Here is a 21619-nt window from a genome sequence, read left to right as displayed (position 1 = left end):
GTATCTCATGACACCGATCATCCGTCTGAACGAGTCGCACCTGGAGGCCGTGATTGCACTGCACCATGAAGTCGTACGCGAATTTCCGCCTGAGTTGGTGGCAAGAGAAACCGATGCGTTTTTCCGTGATCACATGGCGGCCTGCGGACAGATCTTCGGGGCCTTCAGGCATGATCGGCTGATCGCTTATGGCGTCCTGGGCCTGCCCCGTCCGGGAGACCCCAACTTTGGCAGGGATCATGGACTTCCGGATCATGAACTGGCGGGCGTTGCACATATAGACGGTGTTGCGGTGCGCGCCGATCAACGCAGGCTTCGTTGGCAGCACAGGATGGTCCAGCACCGCCTGCAGGCAGCCAGGGAAGCCGGACGCAAGATCGCGCTCAGCACGGTTGCTCCGGAAAATTATGCGAGCGTTGTTAATATCTTGTCGGCCGGTCTGTCCATCCGCAACTTGATCAGCAAGTTCGGCGGCAAGCGATTCTTGTTGCGCCGGGACCTGGAGGATCACAGCGGAACGGTGACCTCCTCAAGTGATCCATCGGAAATGAGCACCTGGTGCCTGTGCAATGATCTTGAGCGCTGCGAGGAACTGCTCGAGGCTGGCTATGTCGGAGTGACTTACCGCAAGGCGTCCGACGACACAGTTCCGGAGATAGGTTGGAGGCCCGCCCAGTTCATGCAGGGGTAGCCTGTTGCCTATTCCCTTGAATGGGCGACTGAGTCGTAGGTTTCCTGCCATTCACAGGCATCCGGGCGTATTTGCCAATAGCATGCGGCGCCCCTGTGAAAGGGTAGGAAGTTTCCTTTTTCAGACAAGTCCTCTGCTGTTGTGCTTCTGAAAGTGGGATACTCTGCTCTCAGTGTTTCGATGTTCTCGTGAATGATGCGTGTCACCCAATAAACGACGTAGGGATCTGCTGGCTCATAGGCAATCAGGGAGGCCTTGAAGCCGTATGAGTCGATGGATTCGTTCTGATTGGAGTAGGTGCCCGTCGGCAAAACCTGATTGAAGTAGTAGGGGTGCTGTTCGACAAGCTCGCGGGTCAATTCTCCGCCCATGCCAACGACCTTGGAATCGCAGGCCAGGCTTTCTTCAATCACCGGGACGGGGTGTCCGATCCAGAGACCGAAGGCATCGATGTAGTCATTGCAGATACCCTGCCGATTGTAATCCTGGGCGACACTGTAAACCGTCTCGAAGTCATCGAGGTCGATCTCGTTCTGCTCAAGCAACTCAAGCCAGAGTTCACGTGAAGCAGAGCCTTCCGGCCCGATATTGATGCGTTTGCCAGGCAGGTCGGCTAGGCTTTCAATATCGGAATCACGGCGCACGACCAGAAGTCCCATTTCGTCATGAAGCGACATGACGGACCGGGCCCCGGGGATCGGATTGATCCCTTCCTGTGCTTCCCAGTTGTTGTTGGATTGCACCAGCGCCATCTGAACACGCCCTTCGTTCATGAGCTGAATGTTGCTGCCAACCCCTTGCGAGCGCAACGGAACGCAGCGAACACGGTGACGCTCGTAGGTTCGGCGCATCATGTCGCAGATGGCTGCGGCAACCTTGAAGTAGGCGCCGCCCGTGCTGCCGCTGTAGATGGCTGCATAATAGGACGGGCGGGTCTCGCCATCGCTTGCAATGTCATATTCGGAGAAGGAGATCAGGCTTGCCGAATCGTCGAGCTGGCGACGATATTGCGACAGCGGAATGGCATCCGGTTCATAGATCAGACCGTCGACCCTCTGTTGATCCTGGGGTGAAGGCATCAGGGCGCCGCTTTTGAAGCGGTCGGTATTGGAGTCTTTGGCGGTCTCTTCGAGGATAATGCTGCCAAGCGCCTCGTCTTGCGGAAGGGGAAATTCCTGTGGTGCTTCTTGTGCCAGCGCAAAGGTTGCCACTCCACATGCCAGATACAGGCTTGCGATGATCCACCCAGTCGACTTTCCTGCTCGGGACACCAACACGCGCAAGATTATCCCCACCACCAAATGTTTGCACAGCAGGTTACAGCTTAGGGAATTGCCAACTGACCGTCGAGATTCATTGTGAAGGAATACAAATTCTTTCAGACATTTACTCGACCCTTCCCTCCGGTCAGGTTTGCCGGCAGTCGCTGCAAACTCGATAGCTTTCGTTCTCGAGAGTGGCTGTTAAGGTCGATTGCATTCCGGAGCAACTCATGAGTGGCTTTGACAGCCCTGTTGTTATACCTGCAGAGATTCGACGAGCTGTCACGGAGATCTCCTCATGGCCGGATTACGCGCCAAGCCCCCTGTTGCCATCGCCCGGCCTTGCACGCGAACTGGCGCTGGGAGAGGTCTGGATCAAGGACGAAAGCAGGCGTTTCGGGTTGGGGGGTGTCAAGGTTCTCGGTGCGCCTTATGGTCTGAGCCGGCAGTTCCAGAAACTTGGCCTCTATCCTGGAGCTCCTGGCTGCCGGGACTATATCGCGGTTGCAGCAACGGACGGCAATCATGGGCTGGCGCTTGCCTGGGCGGCGAGACAGTTCAACTGTTGCGCCCGGATCTTCGTCGGCAACGAAGTCGATACGGCCCGGATACAGCGCTTGCGTGAAAGCGGTGCCGAGATCGTCAAGGTGGATGGAACCTATGATGACGCCGTCTCCGCCGCCGAGGAAAATGCGAACGCGCCAAACGTGATCCTGGTCACCGATACCGATTACCGTGGGAACCTTGAGGTCACACGCGATATCATGGCCGGTTATGCCCTTTTGGGAGTGGAGTGTGCGCGTCAAATCGCTTCAGAGTCTGTCGCGATCGACAGCCTGTTTCTGCAATGCGGTGTGGGCGGAATGGCGGCAGGCTGCGCCATCGGCTTCTGGCAGGAAAGTGGGGTCAAGCCGATTGTCTATTCGGTCGAACCCGAAACGGCTGCCTGTGTGAAAGCCAGCCTGGAGAGCGGCCGGCTGACCCGTCTGCCAGGAACGCTATCAACCCGCATGGTGGGACTTTCCTGTGGCTGTCCAAGCCTGCCGGCTCTTGAGATTCTTCGGAGTGTCTGTGCGGGCAGTCTTGCAATCGATGATACGACGGCAGCTCAGGTGCAGGAACAGCTGTGCTGTGGCCTTCTAAGAGATGCACCCTTGGATACATGGGATACCGGCATTTCCGGAATTGCCGGATTGTGGCATGCAGCGAAGAACAGGGAGTTGCGCGGAAAATTCGGGCTGACCGCTCGAAGCAGGGTGCTGGTCGTGAACAGTGAAGGGGCCAGTCCCGGAGAATCTCATTGAAATCCGGACAGGTTCTCCTGTGCTGCTTGCTGGACACCCGGGCCAGCATGGTTACAGTTGCAGGCAATAAAACAGGGGGTGCCTTGAGGGGGGCGTTCAATAGATGAAGTTGCTGGAATTGTTATCCTGGGGCGATAACAGGTTCATGCTCCGGCTGGCCATTGCGGGAACGCTTTCCGGTATCGGAAGTGCCGCCCTTCTTGGCATCGTGAACTCTGCAGCCGAGGAAATCAGCGACAACGGCCTGGACCGCGTCAACTGGCTTCTGGCCGGCATCTTCATTCTTATTTCCGTCGTCTATTTCCTGGCCGAGGTCTATCTGCTGAGCAATATTGCCAGGCAGATCGAGGATGGCATCGACAAGGTTCGCAAGCGGCTTTTCGGGCAGATCGCGGCGGCCGATTTCGCCCAACTCGAAACATTCGGGCAGGCCCGGCTTTATGACAGCATCACCCAAAGCACTCAGGTCATTTCCCAGAACTCGCACCTGATCGGAATGACCTTCCGCAGCCTGCTGTTGCTGGTTGCAGTGATGGTCTATGTCTTCTGGCTTTCCGCGCTGGCCTTTTTCCTGATCGTTGTCGTGATCGGGGTCGGCATCGTTATCTACCTGCGCATGGGTCGGACTCTGTCGGACTGGTTCGGCGAGCTTCACCGGATCGAAGGGGTCCTGTTCGGGAAGATTGCCGACCTGTTCTTCGGCATCAAGGAAGTCCGGATGTGGTCGCGGCGCAGCGACACGCTCTATGCATCCTTCGCGAGTACGTCGGAAGACAAGATGGAAATCGGCCAGACCGCCCATCGCCTGATATCGCGCCAGATGATCATGGGCATTTCGGCCTTCTATGTCCTGCTGGCCGTGATCGTATTTGTCGTGCCAGTCTATACGGCAAGCCTTGGCACCGATATCTCGAAGATCGTCACGGCGGTCCTTTTCATGATCGGGCCCATCAGCATCATCGTGCAGTCCATGACTGTCCTCGGCCTGGCCGAACAATCCGCACAGCGCATGGCGGCACTGTCGAAGGATCTTTCGACCATCAGCGAACCGATCGCCGATGAGGGGACTGCGGCCCTGCCGTCCGAGTTCAACCGCATCACCTTTGACCAGGTGACCTTCACCTACCCCGGTCGCGATCCGCGACACGGCTTCGTGCTTGGTCCCCTCGATCTCTCCATCGAGCGCGGGGAGCTTCTGTTTGTAACTGGGGGCAATGGAGCGGGGAAATCGACACTGGTCAAGCTGCTGACCGGGCTTTACCGGCCGGTGTCTGGGACGATCAGGATCGACCAGCTTCAGTTGGGACCGCAAAGCATCGCACCCTATCGCAACCTGATCGCCACGGTGTTCTCGGACTCCCATCTGTTTGCCGATCTGCATGGCATTGATGGGATTGATCCTGAGGAAGCCGCCTATTGGCTTGAACGCTTCGAGATGGCCCATGCCACCAGCATTCAGGATGGGCGCTATACAACAATCGACCTGTCGGCCGGACAACGCAAACGGCTGGGCCTGATTACGGCGATCCTGGAGCATCGCCCGATTATTGTCCTGGACGAATGGGCGGCCGACCAGGATCCGCAGTTCCGCAAGAAGTTCTATCACGAGATCCTGCCCGAACTGAAAAGGCGTGGCACCACGATCATCGCGGTTACGCATGACGATCATTACTTCGATGTTCCGGACCGTCGTTTGCATCTTGAGACCGGCAAACTTGTTGAACTCGAGGCTGACGATGCACGCGGGAGGATCTGACCATGCGGTTGTTCGACATTCTCCGGTCCCGGGCCCGGATCGACCTCAGAACCGTCATGGCGCTGCTGGTCATGGCGGCGATCTCGACAACCATGGTTCTGGTGATCGTCAACCTTGCCTCCGAGCAGGCTCAGAACCGCGAGGTCAGCCCGCGCTTGATGAGCCTGATGGCGGTTTCCTTGCTGGGCTTCATCTGGGCGCAGCACAAGTCCGATGTTCTCGTTTCGGCCGAGGTCGAACGGGTGCTGCACCAATTCCGGCTGAACCTGTTCGACCGTGTGCGCAAATCCGGTCCCGAGGTTCTGGACTCCGTTGGCCAGGGGCCGGTCCAGACCGCCCTGACACAGGAGATGCAGACCATCTCGAATTCCTTGCCGATGATGCTGAACGGCGTTCAGCAACTGGTGCTAATCGTCTTTGTCAGTCTCTATCTGGCGTGGCTGTCGCTGTTCGCCTTCGTCATCGTGGGCGTGCTGGCCGTCCTGTCTGTCGGCATTCATCTGCATCGCGTCCGCGGGATCAGCGCCGCTACCCGCGCCGCCGTGGAGGACGAAGGCCAGCTGTTCGGCGGGCTGAGCGACCTTCTGGATGGCTTCAAGGAGGTCAAGATGAACAGCCTGCGGCGTGATGCGCTGCTGGCACAGCTGCATGAGCGTTCGGGGCGGGCGCGGGACACCAAGTCGGCGACCAAGGCCCAGTGGGCGCGTGAGACGGCCAGTATCCAGCTGGCCTTCTATTTCATGATGGCCGCGATGGTGTTCATCGTCCCGAACTTCACGACGGACTATCATGATGTTGCCGTGCAAACGGCAACGGCCACCCTGTTTCTTCTGGGCCCGATCGGATCGACCATTATGGCGGTGCCGAGTTTCAACGATGCCGACGCGGCGATCTCGAAGATCACCGAACTCGAGAACCGGCTTGGCGACGCCTTGGAAAAACAGCGCGAAGTAGGGGGCGGTATCACCACGGAGCTTAGCGGACATTCCGACCCTGTCGCGGATAGCCTTTCGGATATCCGGGAAATCGCGCTCAAGGATGTGCACTTCACCTATCCGGGACCAACCGGAGGCTTCGGTGTCGGTCCTCTGAATGCAGGTTTCAAAGGCGGTGAAATCACGTTCATTACAGGTGGGAATGGCGCCGGGAAATCCACGATCATTGCTCTGCTGACCGGCCTGCGCGCGGTGGACAGCGGCGAAATCACCGTGAACGACATAGCCGTGCCTGTTGACCGGTTGCAGTCATATCGTGATCAGTTCGCGACAGTGCTTTCGGGATATCACCTGTTTGGCGAACTCTATGGCATCGATCCGGTCGATCCCGAGCGTGTCGATGCCCTGATCCACCAGATGGAGGTCGAGCACAAGGTTGCGCTTGAGGACAACGCATTCTCGACCACCGCACTCTCCCAGGGGCAGAGGAAGCGCCTGGCTCTGATCGTCGCGCAACTGGAGGAGAAGCCAATCCTGGTTCTCGATGAGTGGGCGGCGGACCAGGATCCGCATTTTCGGGCCATTTTCTATGAGGAAATCCTGCCCAGCCTGCGTGACCAAGGCAAGATCCTGATCTGTGTCACCCATGATGACCGGTGGTTTCATGTCGCAGACCGGGTCTATCATGTCCGGGATGGTCAGTTCGACGAAGTCCGGGAGTAGCTTTCCTGTCCACCCGCAACCGGCGGACAGCCGAGTTTTGTCGCGATGAGCTCGAGCATCGGCACCTCGTTCTGGGCCATGAAGAAATGCCCACCGGGATAGATGTGCTTCTCGAACCGCCCTGTTGTTGCCTGCCGCCAGCCATCCAGATCCGTCGGTGCAGGGTTGCTGTCATCGGTGCCCCCGAAAGCCGTGATCGGGCACGCCAGTTGGGGGAGATCGGCCGAGGAGGCCGTTTGCGCAAGCTTGAAATCGGCGCGCAGGGAAGGCTCGAACAGGGTGCGATACTCGCTGCTTTCGAGGATTTCGGCGGGTGTTCCGCCATATGCGGCGACCTCGGACCAGAAGTCATCCGATGGCAGGGAATGAAGCTGTCGGCGCGGTGCTGTCATGTTCGGACCGCGCAGGGCCGCAATGAAGAGATGTGCGGGAAGGGGCGCGCCATCAGCCATGAGACGGCAAGCCAGATGGTGCGCGATGATGCCCCCCATGGAATAGCCAAAGAAGGCGTAAGGCGTGGCCGCCATGGGGCGAATGGCATCGATCAGTGCGGCGACCGCATCGTCGATGGCTTCGAACGCCGCTTCGCCGAAACGCTGTTCACGGCCGGGCAGGCAGACCGGGCGCACCTCGATTTCTTCAGGCAGCTTGTCCTGCCAGGACCGATAGACTGCGGCCCCGCCCCCGGCAAAGGGGAAGCAGAACAGCCGCAGACGTGTGTGCCGTGACCCCCTGCCGGCGGGTGGGGGCATGAACCACTTGTCTCCTGTCATATGGATGTTCCCGATTCACAACAGCGCACTGGATGATTGCTGTGAGAGTTGCGGTGAAGAAGGGCAGGCGTAAGCCCTTGAAGAATAGGGTGGGTGAGGCTGATAGAGAACCGACGAGCCCTGTATTCCTGCAACATGGATCTGAAACGGAACGTTTTCAGTATGACTGGCTGTCGGCCAGGATGGCACGTCGAACGCATTCGATCGTCCAGATCCAGAATATCGTGCCGACGATTTCCGAGACATACCCTTCGAACGGGATATTCCAGAACATTGGACCCACACCGATGATCGGAAGCACGATAAGGTGTGCCCCCAAACCCATGGCCAAACCAAAAGGAATCCCCTGCCATACGCGAAAGATGGTGTTGGCATGGACGAGCAGGCAATAGATCACGGCAATCACCACCGAGAACAGAATATGCACCCCGTTTCCGCCCCAGTTCACGACTTGGTCCGAGAAGTGGTAGGTCATTGACGTCGCATCGAAGCCGAGGCGTTCGAGCAGGCTGATGGGCGGGGGAGTCACGTTCGGCAATCTGGGGGGTAACAGCGTCTCCACGCCTGACTTCACGAATGCCGAGATGACGCCAGCGGCAACCCCGGCTCCGATAAGTTGATGAGTTCTCCGGCTCGATTGCAACTTCTGGATATCCCCCTCACTTTTCATGAACCAATTCACTCCGCCGCAAAACCGCGTACCCGATCCGACCATTGGGCCACCGCAGCCTAACCAAGCTCAAACTGGGTAAAAAGAATTGAGTTGGCAATAATTTACATTGCCTGGCCGCAGGACCCATTCGTTCATTATCGGGGCTGTTCTGGATAATGCGGGTTCGCTATCGAAGATAGAGGTGATTGCGCGCCGGGTCTTCGTGACCTTGGCCCTAAGCTTAGGGCCAAGGTCAAAATCAACCAACGATTCAGTCGTAACTGAATGCGTTCTGGGGGCGTGCGGCTGCTCAAGAGAGAGCAGTTTGGGCAGTTACGGTGCGATCAGTTCCCATTTGGCATCGGTGACGTCACTTGCATGCCGCAAGGCACTGCGGTCATACTTCAAACGAGTGGTTTGGGTCCACATATTACGGTCACATCTGTTTCTCAGCACAACGTGGAATCCACAACGAACTGAAATCACACAATTCTTTTCGAATCATGCACTTAGTAAGCAGCTATTAATAAATGGTAATGCAAATGACGAAAACAGTAGTAGTTACGGGTGCCGGAGGTTTGATAGGGAGGCCGTTGATCCGGGCACTTGCTGAACGTGGTTTTAAGGTGATTGCCCTTGATCGTGATGAGGTGAAATTTAATCATCACAACGTCCTAAGCTATGCTGCCGAGCTGACAGATAGTCTGCGCGCGCATGCAATACTTAAGTCGAGTAACGCTGATGCCTTGATACATTGCGGCGCAATATCCGGTCCGATGGTGTCAAATGATAATCCATACTGGATCTGTGAAACTAATATAACCGGAACTGCAAATCTTTTGGAAGCGGCACGCATTCATGGGGTGCGGCGCTTTATATACTGTTCCTCAATTGCTGCATATGGACCGACCTCCGAAGGGCCAATAACAGAAGAGTGTCCGCTCTTTCCCACAGATGTTTATGGGGGCAGCAAGGCAGCTGGTGAACACCTGCTGGCAGGGTATCGCTATCAGCATGGGCTCGAAGGCCTGGCTTTGCGCATAGGTTGGGTCTATGGCCCGGGACGACGGACGGCATGCATGATTCGAGAAGCCCTCAAGAGCGGATTGAGGGGCGAGAAAATCGTAATTCCTGGGCCGGCTGATTTTCCGTGCCACTACCTATACGTTGACGATGTGGTCAGGGGCGTTATCGCCGCTCTTGACGCGAAGTCTGCACCATCGCTGGTTTATAACTTGAGCAGTGATCGTTTTTTACAGCTCAAGGACGTCTGCGAAACGCTCCAAAATGCTTTGCCTGACATTGAGGTCGTGCTTGATGAAAGTGCGGATACCGGAGATCTGTACCAGGGCCAACTGGACCCTACGCGGATCAAGACTGAGCTCGCGTTCAAGCCGCAACTATCAATCCATGAAGGGGTCATCCGATATCGCGATTGGCTCCAAGAGCAAAGCTACTGAAATGTCCAGGGGCTGTCCTGGGCAATCAGCCTATGTAGCATTTAACCCACTTCTTTAGTTGCTTTATTGCGACTGGAGTTCGGGGTTGTTGAGCCGCCATTCGCATTCCTATGCGTTCGTCCGAACGGTATTCGGAGAACAGCTTTTCCCTCTTTATAGCGGCCAGCCAGGCTTCCTTCCCTCACCAGTTTAGCCCCTCTGTTCAGAACGGCCTGACAACTCCCCTATACCATCACTGGTGCAGCTTTCTCCCAATCTCAGTACATGGACCATGTTCCGCTGACAGCGCGTAAAACTCGCAAGAGAAAGTCCCTGGAACGTGTTCAGACGGCTGCAACAGACTGCGGTGAGAACTGCGGTGAAAATGCCGAAATCGCGACGAGCGAGAACCCTGCGGTGAAAAAAGTATGATAAGTCCTTGAAATATATGGTGGGCGCGGCTGGGATTGAACCAGCGACCCCTACGATGTCAACGTAGTGCTCTCCCGCTGAGCTACGCGCCCGCACCATGGTCGGCGATGCACGGGATGATCGCCTGCGGTAGGGCGGGCAGATAGCACCCTCGCCCGTGTTTGACAAGTCTCCTCTGCCTTCATTTTCGATGGACGCTGCTGCGATTCCTGGTTGGCCGTCACGCGGCTTCCAGCAAGGCCTCGATCTGCCGGACCAGGTCGCGTAAATGGAAGGGCTTTGACAGCAGGCGCGCGCCTTCCGGGGCGTGCTCCACTCTGCCGTCATGTATGGTGACTGCGGCAAAGCCGGTGATGAACATGATCCGGACATCGGGGTGGAGCGCGGCGGCCCGGCGCGAGAGCTCCATGCCGTCCAGTCCCGGCATGACGATGTCCGCGAGCAGCAGGTCCACCGGCTGCGCCTCAAGAGTCTCCAGAGCCTCCAGGCCGTTGCCCGTGGCCTCGACAGAGTGTCCGGCCGCACCCAGTGCGCGCACCAGAACCCGGCGCAGATCCGGGTCGTCCTCCGCCAGAAGTATGCGCGCCATGGGTTTCCTGCCTCCAGTCCGAGCGGGCGGTCCCGGGCATCCTGCCCAGGCAAAGGGATCGCGTGTCCCGCTTGTCAGTTGCTATGGCGCGCCGTTCCGGAGCATGAACCCCTGTCAGGACGGCCTTGAAAAGGGCAGACTAGCGGATTCGGACCGGGCAGGGGAGTCGAATTGCGCTTCGATGCCTGGAAAGCCTGTCAGCGACCGGATCTGTGCCAGGTCAAAGAAATCGTTGCGAAGTGCCGGCAACATTCGGACATTGAGCAATGAAGTCAGATATTTTGCGGAGTCAGCATGGACGGCCCGGCCCAGAGGACCGATATCTGCGAGAGTCACGAGGTCTTGCGTCCCAGGCGCCAGAGCCTGCCGCTTGTCGTCGCCTCGCCGCACAGCGGTAACAGCTATCCGGCCGATTTCCTGGCGCGTTCGCGACTTGACCCGCTGATGCTGCGCCGGTCCGAGGACAGCTTTGTCGACGAGATCTTCGCTTCCGCGCCCGAGCTTGGCGCCCCCTTGCTGCGAGCGCTCTTTCCGCGGGCCTATGTGGACCCCAACCGCGAGCCCTATGAACTGGATCCGACAATGTTCAAGGAACCGCTGCCCGATTACGTCAATACCAGCTCACCGCGCGTTGCGGCCGGCCTGGGAACGGTGGCCCGTGTGGTCGCGAACGGTGCGGAAATCTACGAAGGCAAGCTGACCCTGGAGGAGGCCCTGAAACGGATCGACAGCTGCTATCGGCCTTATCACGATGCCTTGGCGCACCTTCTGGGCGATACGCGGGAGCGCTTCGGCGCCTGCCTGCTGCTCGACTGCCACTCCATGCCGTCCAGTGCGCAGAACTGCGGGCACGACCCGCGCTTGCCGATGATGGATATTGTGCTCGGCGATTGCCATGGCTCGGCCTGTGCGGCGCAGGTGACCGAATGCGCAACCGAGGTGCTGCGTGCGGCCGGCTATCGGGTGGGCCGCAACAAACCCTATTCCGGCGGCTTTGTAACACGGCACTATGGCCGCCCGCGCGAAGGCCTGCACTGCCTGCAGATCGAGATCAATCGCCGGCTTTACATGGATGAGACGCGCATAGAACGCACAGCCGGCCTCGACCGTCTGGCCGGCATGGTTCCGGAACTGATCCGCAGTCTCGGTCAGTTGGATCTGCGCGCTGCGTAGAAGGACGGAGGCGCCGACTGTCCCAAATTTCTGGCCGGAAAGAAAAAAGGGCCGTGCGCTTGGCACGGCCCCAAGTCTAGGGAGGAAACGCCCTTAGAGACGTACGGCGTACGAAGGAAATCCTTCGCATGCCGCACTGCACAATATAAAGATTTCCCTGGAGAGTGCAAGAGCGAAAATAATATCTAGTTGGAATACATATATATTCCACCATTACTGGCCACTAGGATGCGTGTGGGGGCAGTGGTTGTTTCGTGCTGCAACGCACAATCATGAACCTGGCTCTGCCTCCTGATTCTGGATCATTCCGCCTTATGTGGCATGAAGTTTGCTTTCTATACCCTGTGAATTCACAGGAGGTTCCAAGGTGACCACTTTTGGCAGATTGACCTATTCCCTTATGTTCCTGGGACTGCTTGTCTTCGCGGCCTGGCCGGTCAGGGCCCAGGGGCCGCAGTCTGCGCCGGCCGGCGTCGAGTCCGATTGGACTCTCTGTGCGCGACATGTTGCCGAGGCGGAGCGCCTGCTGGGTGTGCCGGCCAGGCTGCTGACGGCCATTTCCATGGCGGAATCCGGGCGGCACAACAAGGAACAGCGGGCAGTTTTTGCCTGGCCCTGGACGGTCATGGCCGAGGGTAAGGGGCGCTATCTGCCCACTCGGACGGCGGCCGTTAACGAAGTGCGTCAGTTGAAGGCCAAGGGCGTGCGCAACATCGATGTCGGCTGCATGCAGATCAACCTGATGTATCATCCGCAGGCCTTCGACAGCCTGGAGCAAGCCTTCGATCCGGCCTACAACGTGGCCTATAGTGCGAAATACCTCCTGGACCACTATCGCGAACTCAATTCCTGGGAAGCCGCGGTGGGGCGCTATCACTCGGCAACACCCAAGTACAACCTGCGTTACCGCACCAAGGTCATGGATATCTGGAACAAGGAACAACAGAAGATGGCCTCGGGCAACGAGGACACCTTCCTTCCCGTGCAGCAGGCGTCCCGTCCGGCAAACAATGGCGACCCTTCAGACAAAAGCGATCCGTCCGCGCCGGCCAGCACGCTGCCCTATACCGCCAAACCTATTTCGGCCCAGAGCTTTGCGCACTCCTCGCAGATCCAGCCTGGACCGGGCGGGCCATTCTTCGCGCGCTGAGTTGCGTGCGCTGAGTTGTGGGGCTGCTTCGGAACGGCAGGGGGCATCCGAGCCTTAAAAAAAACTTCGCGACAAAAGCCCGGGGGTGAATTGCGGTTCCCGGTGAGCGGCGCTATTCTCGCGCGCCCTGGGGCAGACAAGTCCCGGTTCAGGGGCCATATATAGGACAAATCCCCATTCGGTAAGGGTTAGGAGCGAGAGTTATGTCTCAGCCGCGCACGCTGTTCGACAAGATTTGGGACAGCCACCTCGTGGATCAGCAGGAGGATGGTACCTGCCTGTTGTACATTGACCGTCATCTGGTGCACGAGGTCACCAGCCCGCAGGCCTTCGAGGGGCTGCGGCTTGCCGGACGCAAGGTGCGCCGGCCCGAGGCGACCCTTGCCGTGCCGGATCATAACGTGCCGACGGAAGGCCGCGCGCGCGGCATCGAGGACGAGGAAAGCCGCATCCAGGTCGATACGCTGGAGCAGAACTGTGCCGATTTCGGCGTGCCGATCTTCCGCATGAACGACGTACGCCAGGGAATCGTGCACATCATCGGCCCGGAGCAGGGGCTGACCCAGCCCGGCATGACCATCGTCTGCGGCGATAGCCATACCTCGACTCATGGGGCCTTCGGGGCGCTGGCCTTTGGCATCGGCACCAGCGAGGTCGAACATGTGCTGGCCACCCAGACACTCTATCAGAGCCATGCCAAGAACATGCGCATTACCGTGGACGGTCCCCTGCCCACCGGCGTGACGGCCAAGGACCTGATCCTGGCCATCATCGGCAAGATCGGCACGGCCGGTGGCACCGGGCATGTCATCGAGTATGCCGGGCAGGCGATCCGCGACCTCTCCATGGAAGGGCGCATGACGATCTGCAACATGTCCATCGAGGGCGGTGCGCGCGCCGGCCTGATCGCGCCGGACGACACCACCATCGAATACATCAAGGGGCGCCCCTATGCGCCCAAGGGGGGCGCCTGGGAACAGGCCGAGGCCTTCTGGCGCGCGCTGCCGTCCGATGAAGGTGCGCGCTACGACAAGGAGGTCGTACTCTCGACCAGCGAGATCGAGCCGCTGGTCACCTGGGGCACCTCGCCCGAGGATGTGTTGCCGATCTCCGGCGCCATTCCGCGGCCCGAGGACGCTCCCAACGAGAACAAGTCTGCGGCCATCAAGCGCTCCCTGGAGTACATGGGCCTGACGCCCGGCACGCGGCTGCAGGACATTCCGGTGGACAAGGTCTTCATCGGCTCCTGTACCAACGGGCGCATCGAGGACCTGCGCGAAGTGGCGCGTGTGGCCGAGGGGCGCCGCGTGGCCGACAGCGTCTATGCCATGATCGTGCCCGGCTCGGGCCTGGTGAAGGAACAGGCCGAGGCCGAGGGCCTGGACCAGATCTTCCGCAAGGCCGGATTCGACTGGCGCGAACCGGGCTGTTCCATGTGCCTGGCCATGAACGCCGACAAGCTGCAGCCGGGGGAACGCTGTGCCTCCACGTCCAACCGCAATTTCGAGGGCCGCCAGGGCCCCGGCGGACGCACACATCTGATGAGCCCGGCCATGGCGGCTGCTGCCGCGATCTCGGGTCATCTGAGCGACGTGCGCGAACTGGCCTGCTGAGCAGGGCGCGAAGAGGAGAGAAGACAATGGAAAAGTTCGACAAGCTGACCGCCGTTGCCGCGCCGCTGCCCATGGTGAACGTGGACACCGACATGATCATCCCGGCGCGCTTCCTGAAGACCATCAAGCGCACCGGCCTGTCAGAGGGCCTGTTCTATGCGCTACGGCACGACAAGGACGGCAATCCCAAGGACTTCGTGCTGGATCGGCCGGCCTACAAGTCTGCACAGATCCTGATCGTTGGAGACAACTTCGGTTGCGGCTCCTCACGCGAACATGCGCCCTGGGCGCTGCTGGACGCGGGCATCCGCTGCGTCATAGGTCCGTCCTTTGCCGACATCTTTCACAACAACTGCTTCAAGAACGGCATCCTGCCGATCGTCCTGCCCCAGGAGGAGATCGACAAGCTGATGGAGGACGCCGAGCGGGGCGCGAATGCGACCCTGACGGTCGACCTGGAAAGCCAGACGATCGAGGGGCCCGACGGCGGGCGCATCACCTTCGATATCGATCCCTGGAAGAAGCACTGCCTGCTGAACGGACTGGACGACGTGGGCCAGACCCTGAACAAGGCGGCCGAAATCGACAGCTTCGAGAATACACAGAAGGCCCGGCAACCCTGGCTCTATGCCTGAGCCGGAAGTATTTCCAGACACCGTGAAAGCAGACAGGACAAAGTGAGCAAGATGGCAGCCAACAAATCGATACTCTTCCTTCCCGGTGACGGCATCGGGCCCGAGGCCATGACCCAGGTGCGCCGGGTCATCGACTGGATGGACCGCGAACGCTCGGTTTCCTTCGAAATGGACGAGGATCTGGTGGGCGGGGCTGCCATCGACGCCCACGGTGTGCCGTTGACGGACGCCACCATGGACAAGGCGCTCAACGTCGATGCCGTCCTGCTGGGTGCGGTCGGCGGGCCGAAATGGGACGACCTGCCCTTCGAGAAGAAGCCGGAACGCGGCCTGCTGCGCCTGCGCAAGGAGATGGAGCTCTATGCCAACCTGCGCCCGGCGCTCTGTTTCGAGGCCCTGGTCGATGCCTCCAGCCTGAAGCCGGAAATCGTTTCGGGCCTGGATATCATGATCGTGCGCGAACTGACCGGCGGGGTCTATTTCGGCGAGCCGCGCGGCATCGAGGAACTGCCGGACGGCCAGCGCCGCGGTATCAATACCCAGGTCTACACGACCAACGAGATCCGGCGTGTGGGCGACGTGGCCTTTGACCTGGCACGCAAGCGCAGCGGGCGCGTGACCTCCAGTGAAAAGGCCAACGTCATGGAATCCGGCGTGCTCTGGCGCCAGGAGATCACGAAGCTGCACCAGGAAAAGCACAGCGACATCGCGCTTGACCACATGTACGCAGACAACGCCGGCATGCAACTGGTGCGCAATCCCAAGCAGTTCGACGTGATCGTGACGGACAATCTGTTCGGCGACCTGCTATCGGACGTGGCCGCCATGCTGACGGGCTCGCTGGGCATGCTGCCCTCGGCTTCGCTGGGCGATGTGGACGACAATGGACGGCGCAAGGCGTTGTACGAGCCCGTGCATGGCTCTGCGCCTGACATTGCGGGACAAGACAAGGCCAATCCCCTGGCCACCCTGCTCAGCTATGCCATGGCCCTGCGCTATACCTTCGACCTGGGCACGGAAGCCGACCTGATCGAGCAGGCGGTCCAGAATGTCCTGGATTCCGGTTTGCGCACGCCTGATATCATGGCCGAGGGCACCAAGGCGGTTTCGACCATCCAGATGGGCGATGCCGTGCTTAGCGAACTGAACCGCCTCAACGCGTGATCGTCATGGCAGGCGGTTTGCCACAACTTTGCCGCAAACTGCACCAATAATGAATGGCATCATGCCTCCTGTTCGCCGAACGGCTGTGACGCTTTCCGGACGAAACAGGGTGCTGTGGAGGTAAGCGGTTGCAATTTTGGGACATTGGAGGCGACAAACTTGCAATATTCCCAAATGCATCACACCTTGTTGATGAGCCCTGACGCAAGGAGGGGCGACGCAGAATTATAAACTTCGAACAATGGATAAGGGGACTCAAGATGTCCAAGTTCGCACGTACATTCGCCGTTGTCGGCATCGCCACGCTGAGCGCAACCGGTCTGGCAGCCTGCTCCACCGCGATGAGCGAAGAGGAAAAGTCGCAGGTCATGGCTTCGGTTGAGCGGGCCGAACAGGCTGCACGTTCCGCCGAGGACTCCGCCGTGCGCGCGGAAGCTGCGGCCGAGCGTGCCGAAGGTGCGGCAGCCCGCGCCGATCGCGCTTTCGAAAGTTCTGTCCGCAAGTAAGCCTTTCGGCAACTTTCAAAGAAAAACCCGGCCCTGCAGTCTTCAGGGTCGGGTTTTTTTTTATTCTGTCTGGTAGCTGTTGCGGACAGGAAACTCTACCACAGCGTCTTTACGGCACGTTCATTCCAGTCCTGATCGAAACTTTCCCCATTGATGCGCGCTTGGGAAACCGCTTCCAGGATGTCGCCTGCACTTGGCAGGCTTTTTGGGTCCACCTGGCTGTCGCTGTCCCAGAGTCCGGCCCGCAGAACGGCGCGTGCACACTGGAAATAGACCGTCTCGACAGAGATCACCAGGGCGGTTTTCGGTGGCTTGCCGTCGATGGCCAGGCTGTCGAGTAACTCCGGATCGTCGGAGATGATGGCCCTTCCATTGACGCGCAGGGTCGTGCCGCTGCCCGGGATCAGAAAGAGCAGGGCGACACGGGGGTCATTCAGAATGTTGCGTAAGGAGTCCAAGCGGTTGTTGCCCTTGCGGTCGGGTAGGATCAGGGTGCGGTCATCCTGAAGCTTCAAGAAGCCGGGGCGGTCGCCGCGCGGGGAGCAGTCCAGTCCTTCAGGGCCCGATGTGGCCAGGATCGCGAAGGGGGAGGCTTCGATCAAGTGCGCATAGGGCGCGATGACCCGGTCGGTTTCCTTCTCGCGCGCGGCTTGGGAGACGCTTGTGTCATAAAGCGCTTCCAGTTGCGCGACGGTCGTGATGGCCATGGCTGCCCCCTTTTTAAGGCCGTATTGCTCGTGTGAGCCCTGCGCTGGTCGGTCCTGATCGGCTTATACGTTGACCTGGATGGGATAGCCCGGGCGTTCCATTCCGGCCTTGTCGATGGCCTGCCAGTTCAGGCGGTCCCTGTCCCGGCCGGCGGCCTGCATGACGCGTCCGACCAGATTCTCAGGCATGACGCGGTCGAAATAGCCGCTTCGTTCCACCTGGTCCGCCTGCTGCTGTGTGGGGTGGACTTCCAGATAGAGCGCCTTGCCGACCCAGGCGATCTTGACCGGTTCGTTCAGCACCTGGACGCCGGTGCCTATGGGCACGGTGGGATAGAGTGCCTCGACATCGTCAGGGTACATGCGGATACAGCCGGCACTGGCGCGTCGTCCGATACCATAGGGGTTGTTGGTTCCGTGGATCAGGTAAGCCGGCCAGCCCAGGTAGAGGGCACGGGTGCCCAGGGGGTTGTCCGGCCCCGGCGGCACCACATCGGGCAGCTCGGGTTTTTCGGCCTTGATGGATTCCGGCGGATACCAGGTCGGATTCTCGGTCTTGCGCTCGATCCGCGTGCTGCCCAGCGGGGTTGTGCGGCCTTCGCGGCCGATTCCGATGGGATAGAAGACGGGCAGGGCGCCTTCCTCCCGGAAATGATAGAGGCGCATTTCCGGCAGGTTGATGACGATACCGTTGTGCTCAGCCGGCGGCAGCAGGCTTTGTGTCGGAAGGATAATTTCCGTTCCCTCGCCCGGCAACCAGACATCCACGTCGGGATTGGCCGCGCGCAGGGCCACGAAGCCGATGCCCATGCGCGTTGCGATGTCCACCAGGGTGTCGTCCTTCCTGGCCTGGTAATACCGCAGCTCACCCACCAGGCGGCTTTCGGGACGTTCGCCTTCTTCAGTGCTGGCAGTGCCGTCCACGGCAAAGGCCTGGCCAGCGGCCAGTGTCCCTGAGAACAGGGCGCCGGCCGCCAGGGTCCAGGCGCTGGCCTTCAGGAAGCCGCGACGGGAGGAATCGGGGTGATCATAGCGTGACTGAGACATATTTTTCGTCCATCTGCATCTCTTGCAAAACGGAAGCAAAGGTCTAAAGTCCGAGCCCCGTTCAGGCGCAAGTCAAATATGGATAGTTATTATGGGTTACAAGGTGGCAGTCGTCGGAGCAAGCGGCAACGTTGGTCGCGAAATGCTCACGATCCTTTCCGAGCGTGGATTTCCCGCGGATGAAGTCTACGCCGTCGCCTCCGAGCGTTCGGCCGGGAGTGAGGTTTCCTTCGGCGAGGACAAGGTTCTGAAGGTCCAGGACCTGGCCAAGTTCGACTTCACCGGTGTCGATATTGCGCTCTTTTCGCCGGGTGGCAAGGTTTCCGAGCAGTATGCGCCGATTGCCGCACGTGCCGGAACCGTGGTGATCGACAACACCTCGCAGTTCCGCATGGATCCCGACGTCCCGCTGGTGGTCCCCGAAGTCAATCCCGAGGCCATCGCCGGCTATGGCCGCAAGAATATCATAGCCAATCCCAACTGCTCGACGATCCAGCTGGTCATGGCACTGAAGCCGCTGCATGAAGTCATGCCCATCGAGCGGGTGGTGGTGTCGACCTACCAGTCGGTCTCCGGCAGTGGCAAGGAGGGCATGGACGAACTGTTCAACCAGACCCGCGCCATCTACGTGAACGATCCGATCAAGAAGGAGCAGTTCACCAAGCAGATCGCCTTCAACGTCATTCCCCACATCGACGTCTTCATGGACGATGGCTCGACCAAGGAAGAGTGGAAGATGACAGTGGAGACCAAGAAGATCATGGATCCGCAGATCAAGCTGCACGCCACCTGTGTGCGCGTGCCGGTCTTCGTGGGCCATGGCGAGGCCGTGAACATCGAGTTCATGGATGAGCTGGGTGAGGAGCGCGCCCGCGAAATCCTGCGCGAGGCACCTGGGGTCTCCGTGGTCGATCACCGGGTCGACGAAGGCTATGTCACCCCGGTCGAGTCCGCCGGCGAGGATTCCGTCTTCGTCAGTCGAATCCGCCAGGATCCGACCGTCGACAACGGCCTGGCCCTGTGGGTCGTCTCCGACAACCTGCGCAAAGGTGCCGCTCTCAACACGGTCCAGATCGCAGAGAAGCTGGTCGAGAGCTACCTCTGAGCCATATCAACGCCGGATGAAGGGTGGGAGCGCGTTGTCACCCCACCTTGTCCGGCGTGAAGCGCTTGTCCGGCTTCACGAAGCGGTCTTGTGAAGCGATAAGCTGCAATTCCCGTGTGCCGGCTTCCAGAGTGGCAGAAATGATCTCGAAGACGGCCGCGGCCATGGCGGCCAGGCTGTCGGGCGCCGAGTGCGTTTTCAGGTAATGTGCCAGGAACAGAGCTGTGACGGCATCCCCGGCGCCGTTCGGCGGGATTTCCAGTGGCAGCATGGGCGTGCGCACGCGCCAGGCGCCTTCGCCCGAGACGGCCAGCATTTCGATGGAGTCGTCCGGAGTTTCCGAGGTCTGAAGCGAGGTCACCACAACCACTTCCGGACCCAGGGCGCGTGCCTTTTGAGCTGCTGCGATGGCGTGTTCAAGGTCGCTTGGCGTCTCTCCCGTCAAGAGTTCCAGTTCGAACTGGTTGGGCGTGATGATGTCGGCGGCCGGGACGGCGCGCTGTTTCATGAAGTCAGGGATTTCCGGCTGGACGAAAATGCCGCGGCCTACGTCCCCCATGACCGGATCACAGGTATAGAGCGCTGTTGGCCGGGCTTCGCGAACGCGGTCCACTGTGGACAGGATGGTCTCGCCCAGCTTGGCTGCGCCCAGATAACCCGACAGGACCGCTTCGCAGGACTCCAGGGGCGCGCGCTCGAAGATGCCGGAAAGGACCGAGGAGATATGCTCGGGCGTGAAGATTTCTCCGGTCCAGCTGCCGTAGCCCGTATGGTTGGAGAACTGGACCGTGTTGACGGCCCAGACGTCGAAACCGAGGCGTTGCAAGGGAAATACGGCGGCGCGGTTCCCGACATAACCATAGGCGACATGGGACTGGACGGAGAGTATGCTCATTTTGGACTTTCCAGTGGGATTGACGATTTTTCTTTCCTGCAAACTTGCTGTAGCAGCCCTGCTTCGGCAAGAATTCCTTTGATTGCAAGAACCGACCGTCGGACAGGCTTGCCGCAAGAGCCTCGACCGACCCTACGACAGAGAGGTAGAGCAGAATGACCGAAACCTTCCGCCCGCGCCGCAGTGTCCTCTATATGCCCGGCTCGAACACGCGAGCCCTCGATAAGGGCCGCGGCCTGCCGGCGGATGCCCTGATCCTGGACCTCGAGGATGCCGTGGCACCCGACGCCAAGGACGAGGCGCGCGCGAACATTGCCGAAGCCGTGAAGCAGGGCGGATATGGACGTCGTGAAATCATCGTCCGCGTCAACGGACTGGATAGCGATTGGGGCCGTGCGGATATCGAGGCCCTTGCGACCTGCGGGGCCGATGCCTTGATGCTTCCCAAGGTGGAATCGGCAGCCATGGTCCGGCAGGCCGAGGAACTGATGGTGAAGGCCGGTGCCGGGGAGGACGTTGGCCTGATGTGCATGATGGAGACCCCGCGTGGAATCCTGAATGCGGACGAGATTGCACAGGCCAGCAAACGGCTGACCTGTCTGGTGATGGGCACTTCGGACCTGGTGAAGGAATTGAATGCCGAGCATACCCATCAGCGTCTGCCGGTCCTGACCTCGCTGTCGCTTTGTGTCCTGGCTGCCCGGGCCGCCGGTCTGGCGATCGTCGATGGCGTGCACCTGGATCTGAGCGACGACGCGGGCTTTTCCGAGCATTGCCGCCAGGGCAGGGAGCTTGGCTTTGACGGAAAGACCCTGATCCACCCCAAGACGATCGCAAAGGCAAACGAGGTTTTTGCCCCCTCCAGCGACGAAGTGGCCGAGGCCAATCGCATCATCGAGGCACATGGCGAAGCCGTGCGCGAAGGCAAGGGCGTGGTCGTGCTGGATGGCAAACTGATCGAGAACCTGCATGTGGAAACGGCCAAGCGAACCGTGGCCCTGGCCGAGGCCATCAAGGAGCTGGAGGACCAGGCGGCGTCCTGAGGTGAACCCGGGAGCAGTCCTTCCG

General features: G+C 59.7%; 20 protein-coding genes and 1 tRNA gene. 13 read left to right on the top strand and 8 right to left on the bottom strand.

The window, feature by feature from the left end; translation table 11 throughout:
• Nucleotides 1–7 precede the first annotated feature (7 nt).
• Entirely contained in the window at nucleotides 8–691 is a 684-nt protein-coding gene (locus tag G502_RS21460) for a GNAT family N-acetyltransferase (RefSeq protein ID WP_022728583.1), read from the top strand.
• Nucleotides 692–699: 8 nt separating this feature from the next.
• Here the strand turns inward: G502_RS21460 and G502_RS21455 are convergent, their stop codons facing one another.
• Nucleotides 700–1902 carry a TAXI family TRAP transporter solute-binding subunit gene (locus tag G502_RS21455; RefSeq protein WP_022728582.1) on the bottom strand — a complete coding sequence of 401 codons (1203 nt, stop codon included), beginning with the start codon at nucleotides 1900–1902 and terminating at the stop codon, nucleotides 700–702.
• Between the two features lie 281 nt (nucleotides 1903–2183).
• On the opposite strand from G502_RS21455, the gene G502_RS0110240 reads away from it, so the two are divergent.
• From G502_RS0110240 to G502_RS0110230, 3 genes are all read left to right on the top strand, one after another.
• On the top strand, nucleotides 2184–3257 hold the full coding sequence (locus G502_RS0110240) for a pyridoxal-phosphate dependent enzyme (RefSeq protein WP_081649759.1): 1074 nt from the start codon (nucleotides 2184–2186) through the stop codon (nucleotides 3255–3257).
• Nucleotides 3258–3360: 103 nt separating this feature from the next.
• The gene (locus tag G502_RS0110235) at nucleotides 3361–5013 is read left to right on the top strand and encodes a cyclic peptide export ABC transporter (protein ID WP_022728580.1); all 1653 of its coding nucleotides are present in this window, start codon (nucleotides 3361–3363) and stop codon (nucleotides 5011–5013) included.
• Between the two features lie 2 nt (nucleotides 5014–5015).
• The gene (locus G502_RS0110230; RefSeq protein WP_022728579.1) at nucleotides 5016–6671 is read left to right on the top strand and encodes a cyclic peptide export ABC transporter; all 1656 of its coding nucleotides are present in this window, start codon (nucleotides 5016–5018) and stop codon (nucleotides 6669–6671) included.
• On the opposite strand, the gene G502_RS19640 is transcribed toward G502_RS0110230, so the two are convergent.
• Complete coding sequence (locus tag G502_RS19640) at nucleotides 6647–7444, bottom strand: thioesterase II family protein (protein WP_081649758.1); 798 nt, start codon at nucleotides 7442–7444, stop codon at nucleotides 6647–6649. The genes G502_RS0110230 and G502_RS19640 overlap by 25 nt on opposite strands.
• Nucleotides 7445–7601: 157 nt before the next feature.
• Nucleotides 7602–8114, bottom strand: a complete 513-nt coding sequence (locus G502_RS0110220) for a DUF1440 domain-containing protein (protein ID WP_022728577.1) — start codon at nucleotides 8112–8114, stop codon at nucleotides 7602–7604.
• Between the two features lie 512 nt (nucleotides 8115–8626).
• Here G502_RS0110220 and G502_RS22030 point away from each other — a divergent pair.
• Nucleotides 8627–9556 carry an NAD-dependent epimerase/dehydratase family protein gene (locus G502_RS22030; RefSeq protein ID WP_081649756.1) on the top strand — a complete coding sequence of 310 codons (930 nt, stop codon included), beginning with the start codon at nucleotides 8627–8629 and terminating at the stop codon, nucleotides 9554–9556.
• 428 nt (nucleotides 9557–9984) lie between these two features.
• Here G502_RS22030 and G502_RS0110210 read toward each other — a convergent pair.
• Both G502_RS0110210 and cpdR read right to left on the bottom strand, forming a co-directional pair.
• Nucleotides 9985–10059, bottom strand: a tRNA-Val gene (locus tag G502_RS0110210).
• Between the two features lie 128 nt (nucleotides 10060–10187).
• A complete protein-coding gene (gene cpdR, locus G502_RS0110205; RefSeq protein WP_022728575.1) occupies nucleotides 10188–10556 on the bottom strand; it encodes a cell cycle two-component system response regulator CpdR in 369 nt (122 codons plus the stop codon).
• 294 nt (nucleotides 10557–10850) lie between these two features.
• Between cpdR and G502_RS0110195 the strand changes: the two genes are divergently transcribed.
• From G502_RS0110195 to G502_RS21450, 6 genes are all read left to right on the top strand, one after another.
• Complete coding sequence (locus tag G502_RS0110195) at nucleotides 10851–11729, top strand: N-formylglutamate amidohydrolase (protein WP_022728574.1); 879 nt, start codon at nucleotides 10851–10853, stop codon at nucleotides 11727–11729.
• Nucleotides 11730–12096: 367 nt separating this feature from the next.
• Nucleotides 12097–12879, top strand: a complete 783-nt coding sequence (locus tag G502_RS19635) for a lytic transglycosylase domain-containing protein (protein ID WP_245560749.1) — start codon at nucleotides 12097–12099, stop codon at nucleotides 12877–12879.
• A gap of 203 nt (nucleotides 12880–13082) precedes the next feature.
• Nucleotides 13083–14492, top strand: a complete 1410-nt coding sequence (gene leuC / locus G502_RS0110185) for a 3-isopropylmalate dehydratase large subunit (protein WP_022728572.1) — start codon at nucleotides 13083–13085, stop codon at nucleotides 14490–14492.
• 26 nt (nucleotides 14493–14518) lie between these two features.
• Complete coding sequence (gene leuD / locus G502_RS0110180; protein ID WP_022728571.1) at nucleotides 14519–15127, top strand: 3-isopropylmalate dehydratase small subunit; 609 nt, start codon at nucleotides 14519–14521, stop codon at nucleotides 15125–15127.
• 51 nt (nucleotides 15128–15178) lie between these two features.
• On the top strand, nucleotides 15179–16291 hold the full coding sequence (gene leuB / locus G502_RS0110175; protein WP_022728570.1) for a 3-isopropylmalate dehydrogenase: 1113 nt from the start codon (nucleotides 15179–15181) through the stop codon (nucleotides 16289–16291).
• Between the two features lie 260 nt (nucleotides 16292–16551).
• Nucleotides 16552–16797 carry a hypothetical protein gene (locus G502_RS21450; protein ID WP_051152122.1) on the top strand — a complete coding sequence of 82 codons (246 nt, stop codon included), beginning with the start codon at nucleotides 16552–16554 and terminating at the stop codon, nucleotides 16795–16797.
• 95 nt (nucleotides 16798–16892) lie between these two features.
• On the opposite strand, the gene G502_RS0110165 is transcribed toward G502_RS21450, so the two are convergent.
• Together G502_RS0110165 and G502_RS19630 are read right to left on the bottom strand one after the other, a co-directional pair.
• The gene (locus tag G502_RS0110165) at nucleotides 16893–17504 is read right to left on the bottom strand and encodes a pyridoxamine 5'-phosphate oxidase family protein (RefSeq protein ID WP_022728568.1); all 612 of its coding nucleotides are present in this window, start codon (nucleotides 17502–17504) and stop codon (nucleotides 16893–16895) included.
• 63 nt (nucleotides 17505–17567) lie between these two features.
• Nucleotides 17568–18551 carry a L,D-transpeptidase family protein gene (locus G502_RS19630; protein WP_022728567.1) on the bottom strand — a complete coding sequence of 328 codons (984 nt, stop codon included), beginning with the start codon at nucleotides 18549–18551 and terminating at the stop codon, nucleotides 17568–17570.
• 91 nt (nucleotides 18552–18642) lie between these two features.
• On the opposite strand from G502_RS19630, the gene G502_RS0110155 reads away from it, so the two are divergent.
• Nucleotides 18643–19656, top strand: coding sequence for an aspartate-semialdehyde dehydrogenase (locus G502_RS0110155; protein WP_022728566.1), 1014 nt, complete (start codon nucleotides 18643–18645; stop codon nucleotides 19654–19656).
• Nucleotides 19657–19693: 37 nt separating this feature from the next.
• Here G502_RS0110155 and pdxY read toward each other — a convergent pair whose 3' ends face one another.
• The gene (gene pdxY / locus G502_RS0110150) at nucleotides 19694–20551 is read right to left on the bottom strand and encodes a pyridoxal kinase PdxY (RefSeq protein ID WP_022728565.1); all 858 of its coding nucleotides are present in this window, start codon (nucleotides 20549–20551) and stop codon (nucleotides 19694–19696) included.
• Between the two features lie 155 nt (nucleotides 20552–20706).
• Here pdxY and G502_RS0110145 point away from each other — a divergent pair, with 155 nt between their 5' ends.
• A complete protein-coding gene (locus G502_RS0110145) occupies nucleotides 20707–21594 on the top strand; it encodes an HpcH/HpaI aldolase/citrate lyase family protein (protein ID WP_022728564.1) in 888 nt (295 codons plus the stop codon).
• The last annotated feature ends 25 nt before the right edge of the window (nucleotides 21595–21619 follow it).

The sequence above is a fragment of the Fodinicurvata sediminis DSM 21159 genome (assembly GCF_000420625.1).
In the GTDB taxonomy this organism is placed as follows: domain Bacteria; phylum Pseudomonadota; class Alphaproteobacteria; order Kiloniellales; family DSM-21159; genus Fodinicurvata; species Fodinicurvata sediminis.
The sequence above is the reverse complement of the archived record's forward strand: the minus strand, read 5'-3'. Positions and strand labels throughout refer to the sequence as shown.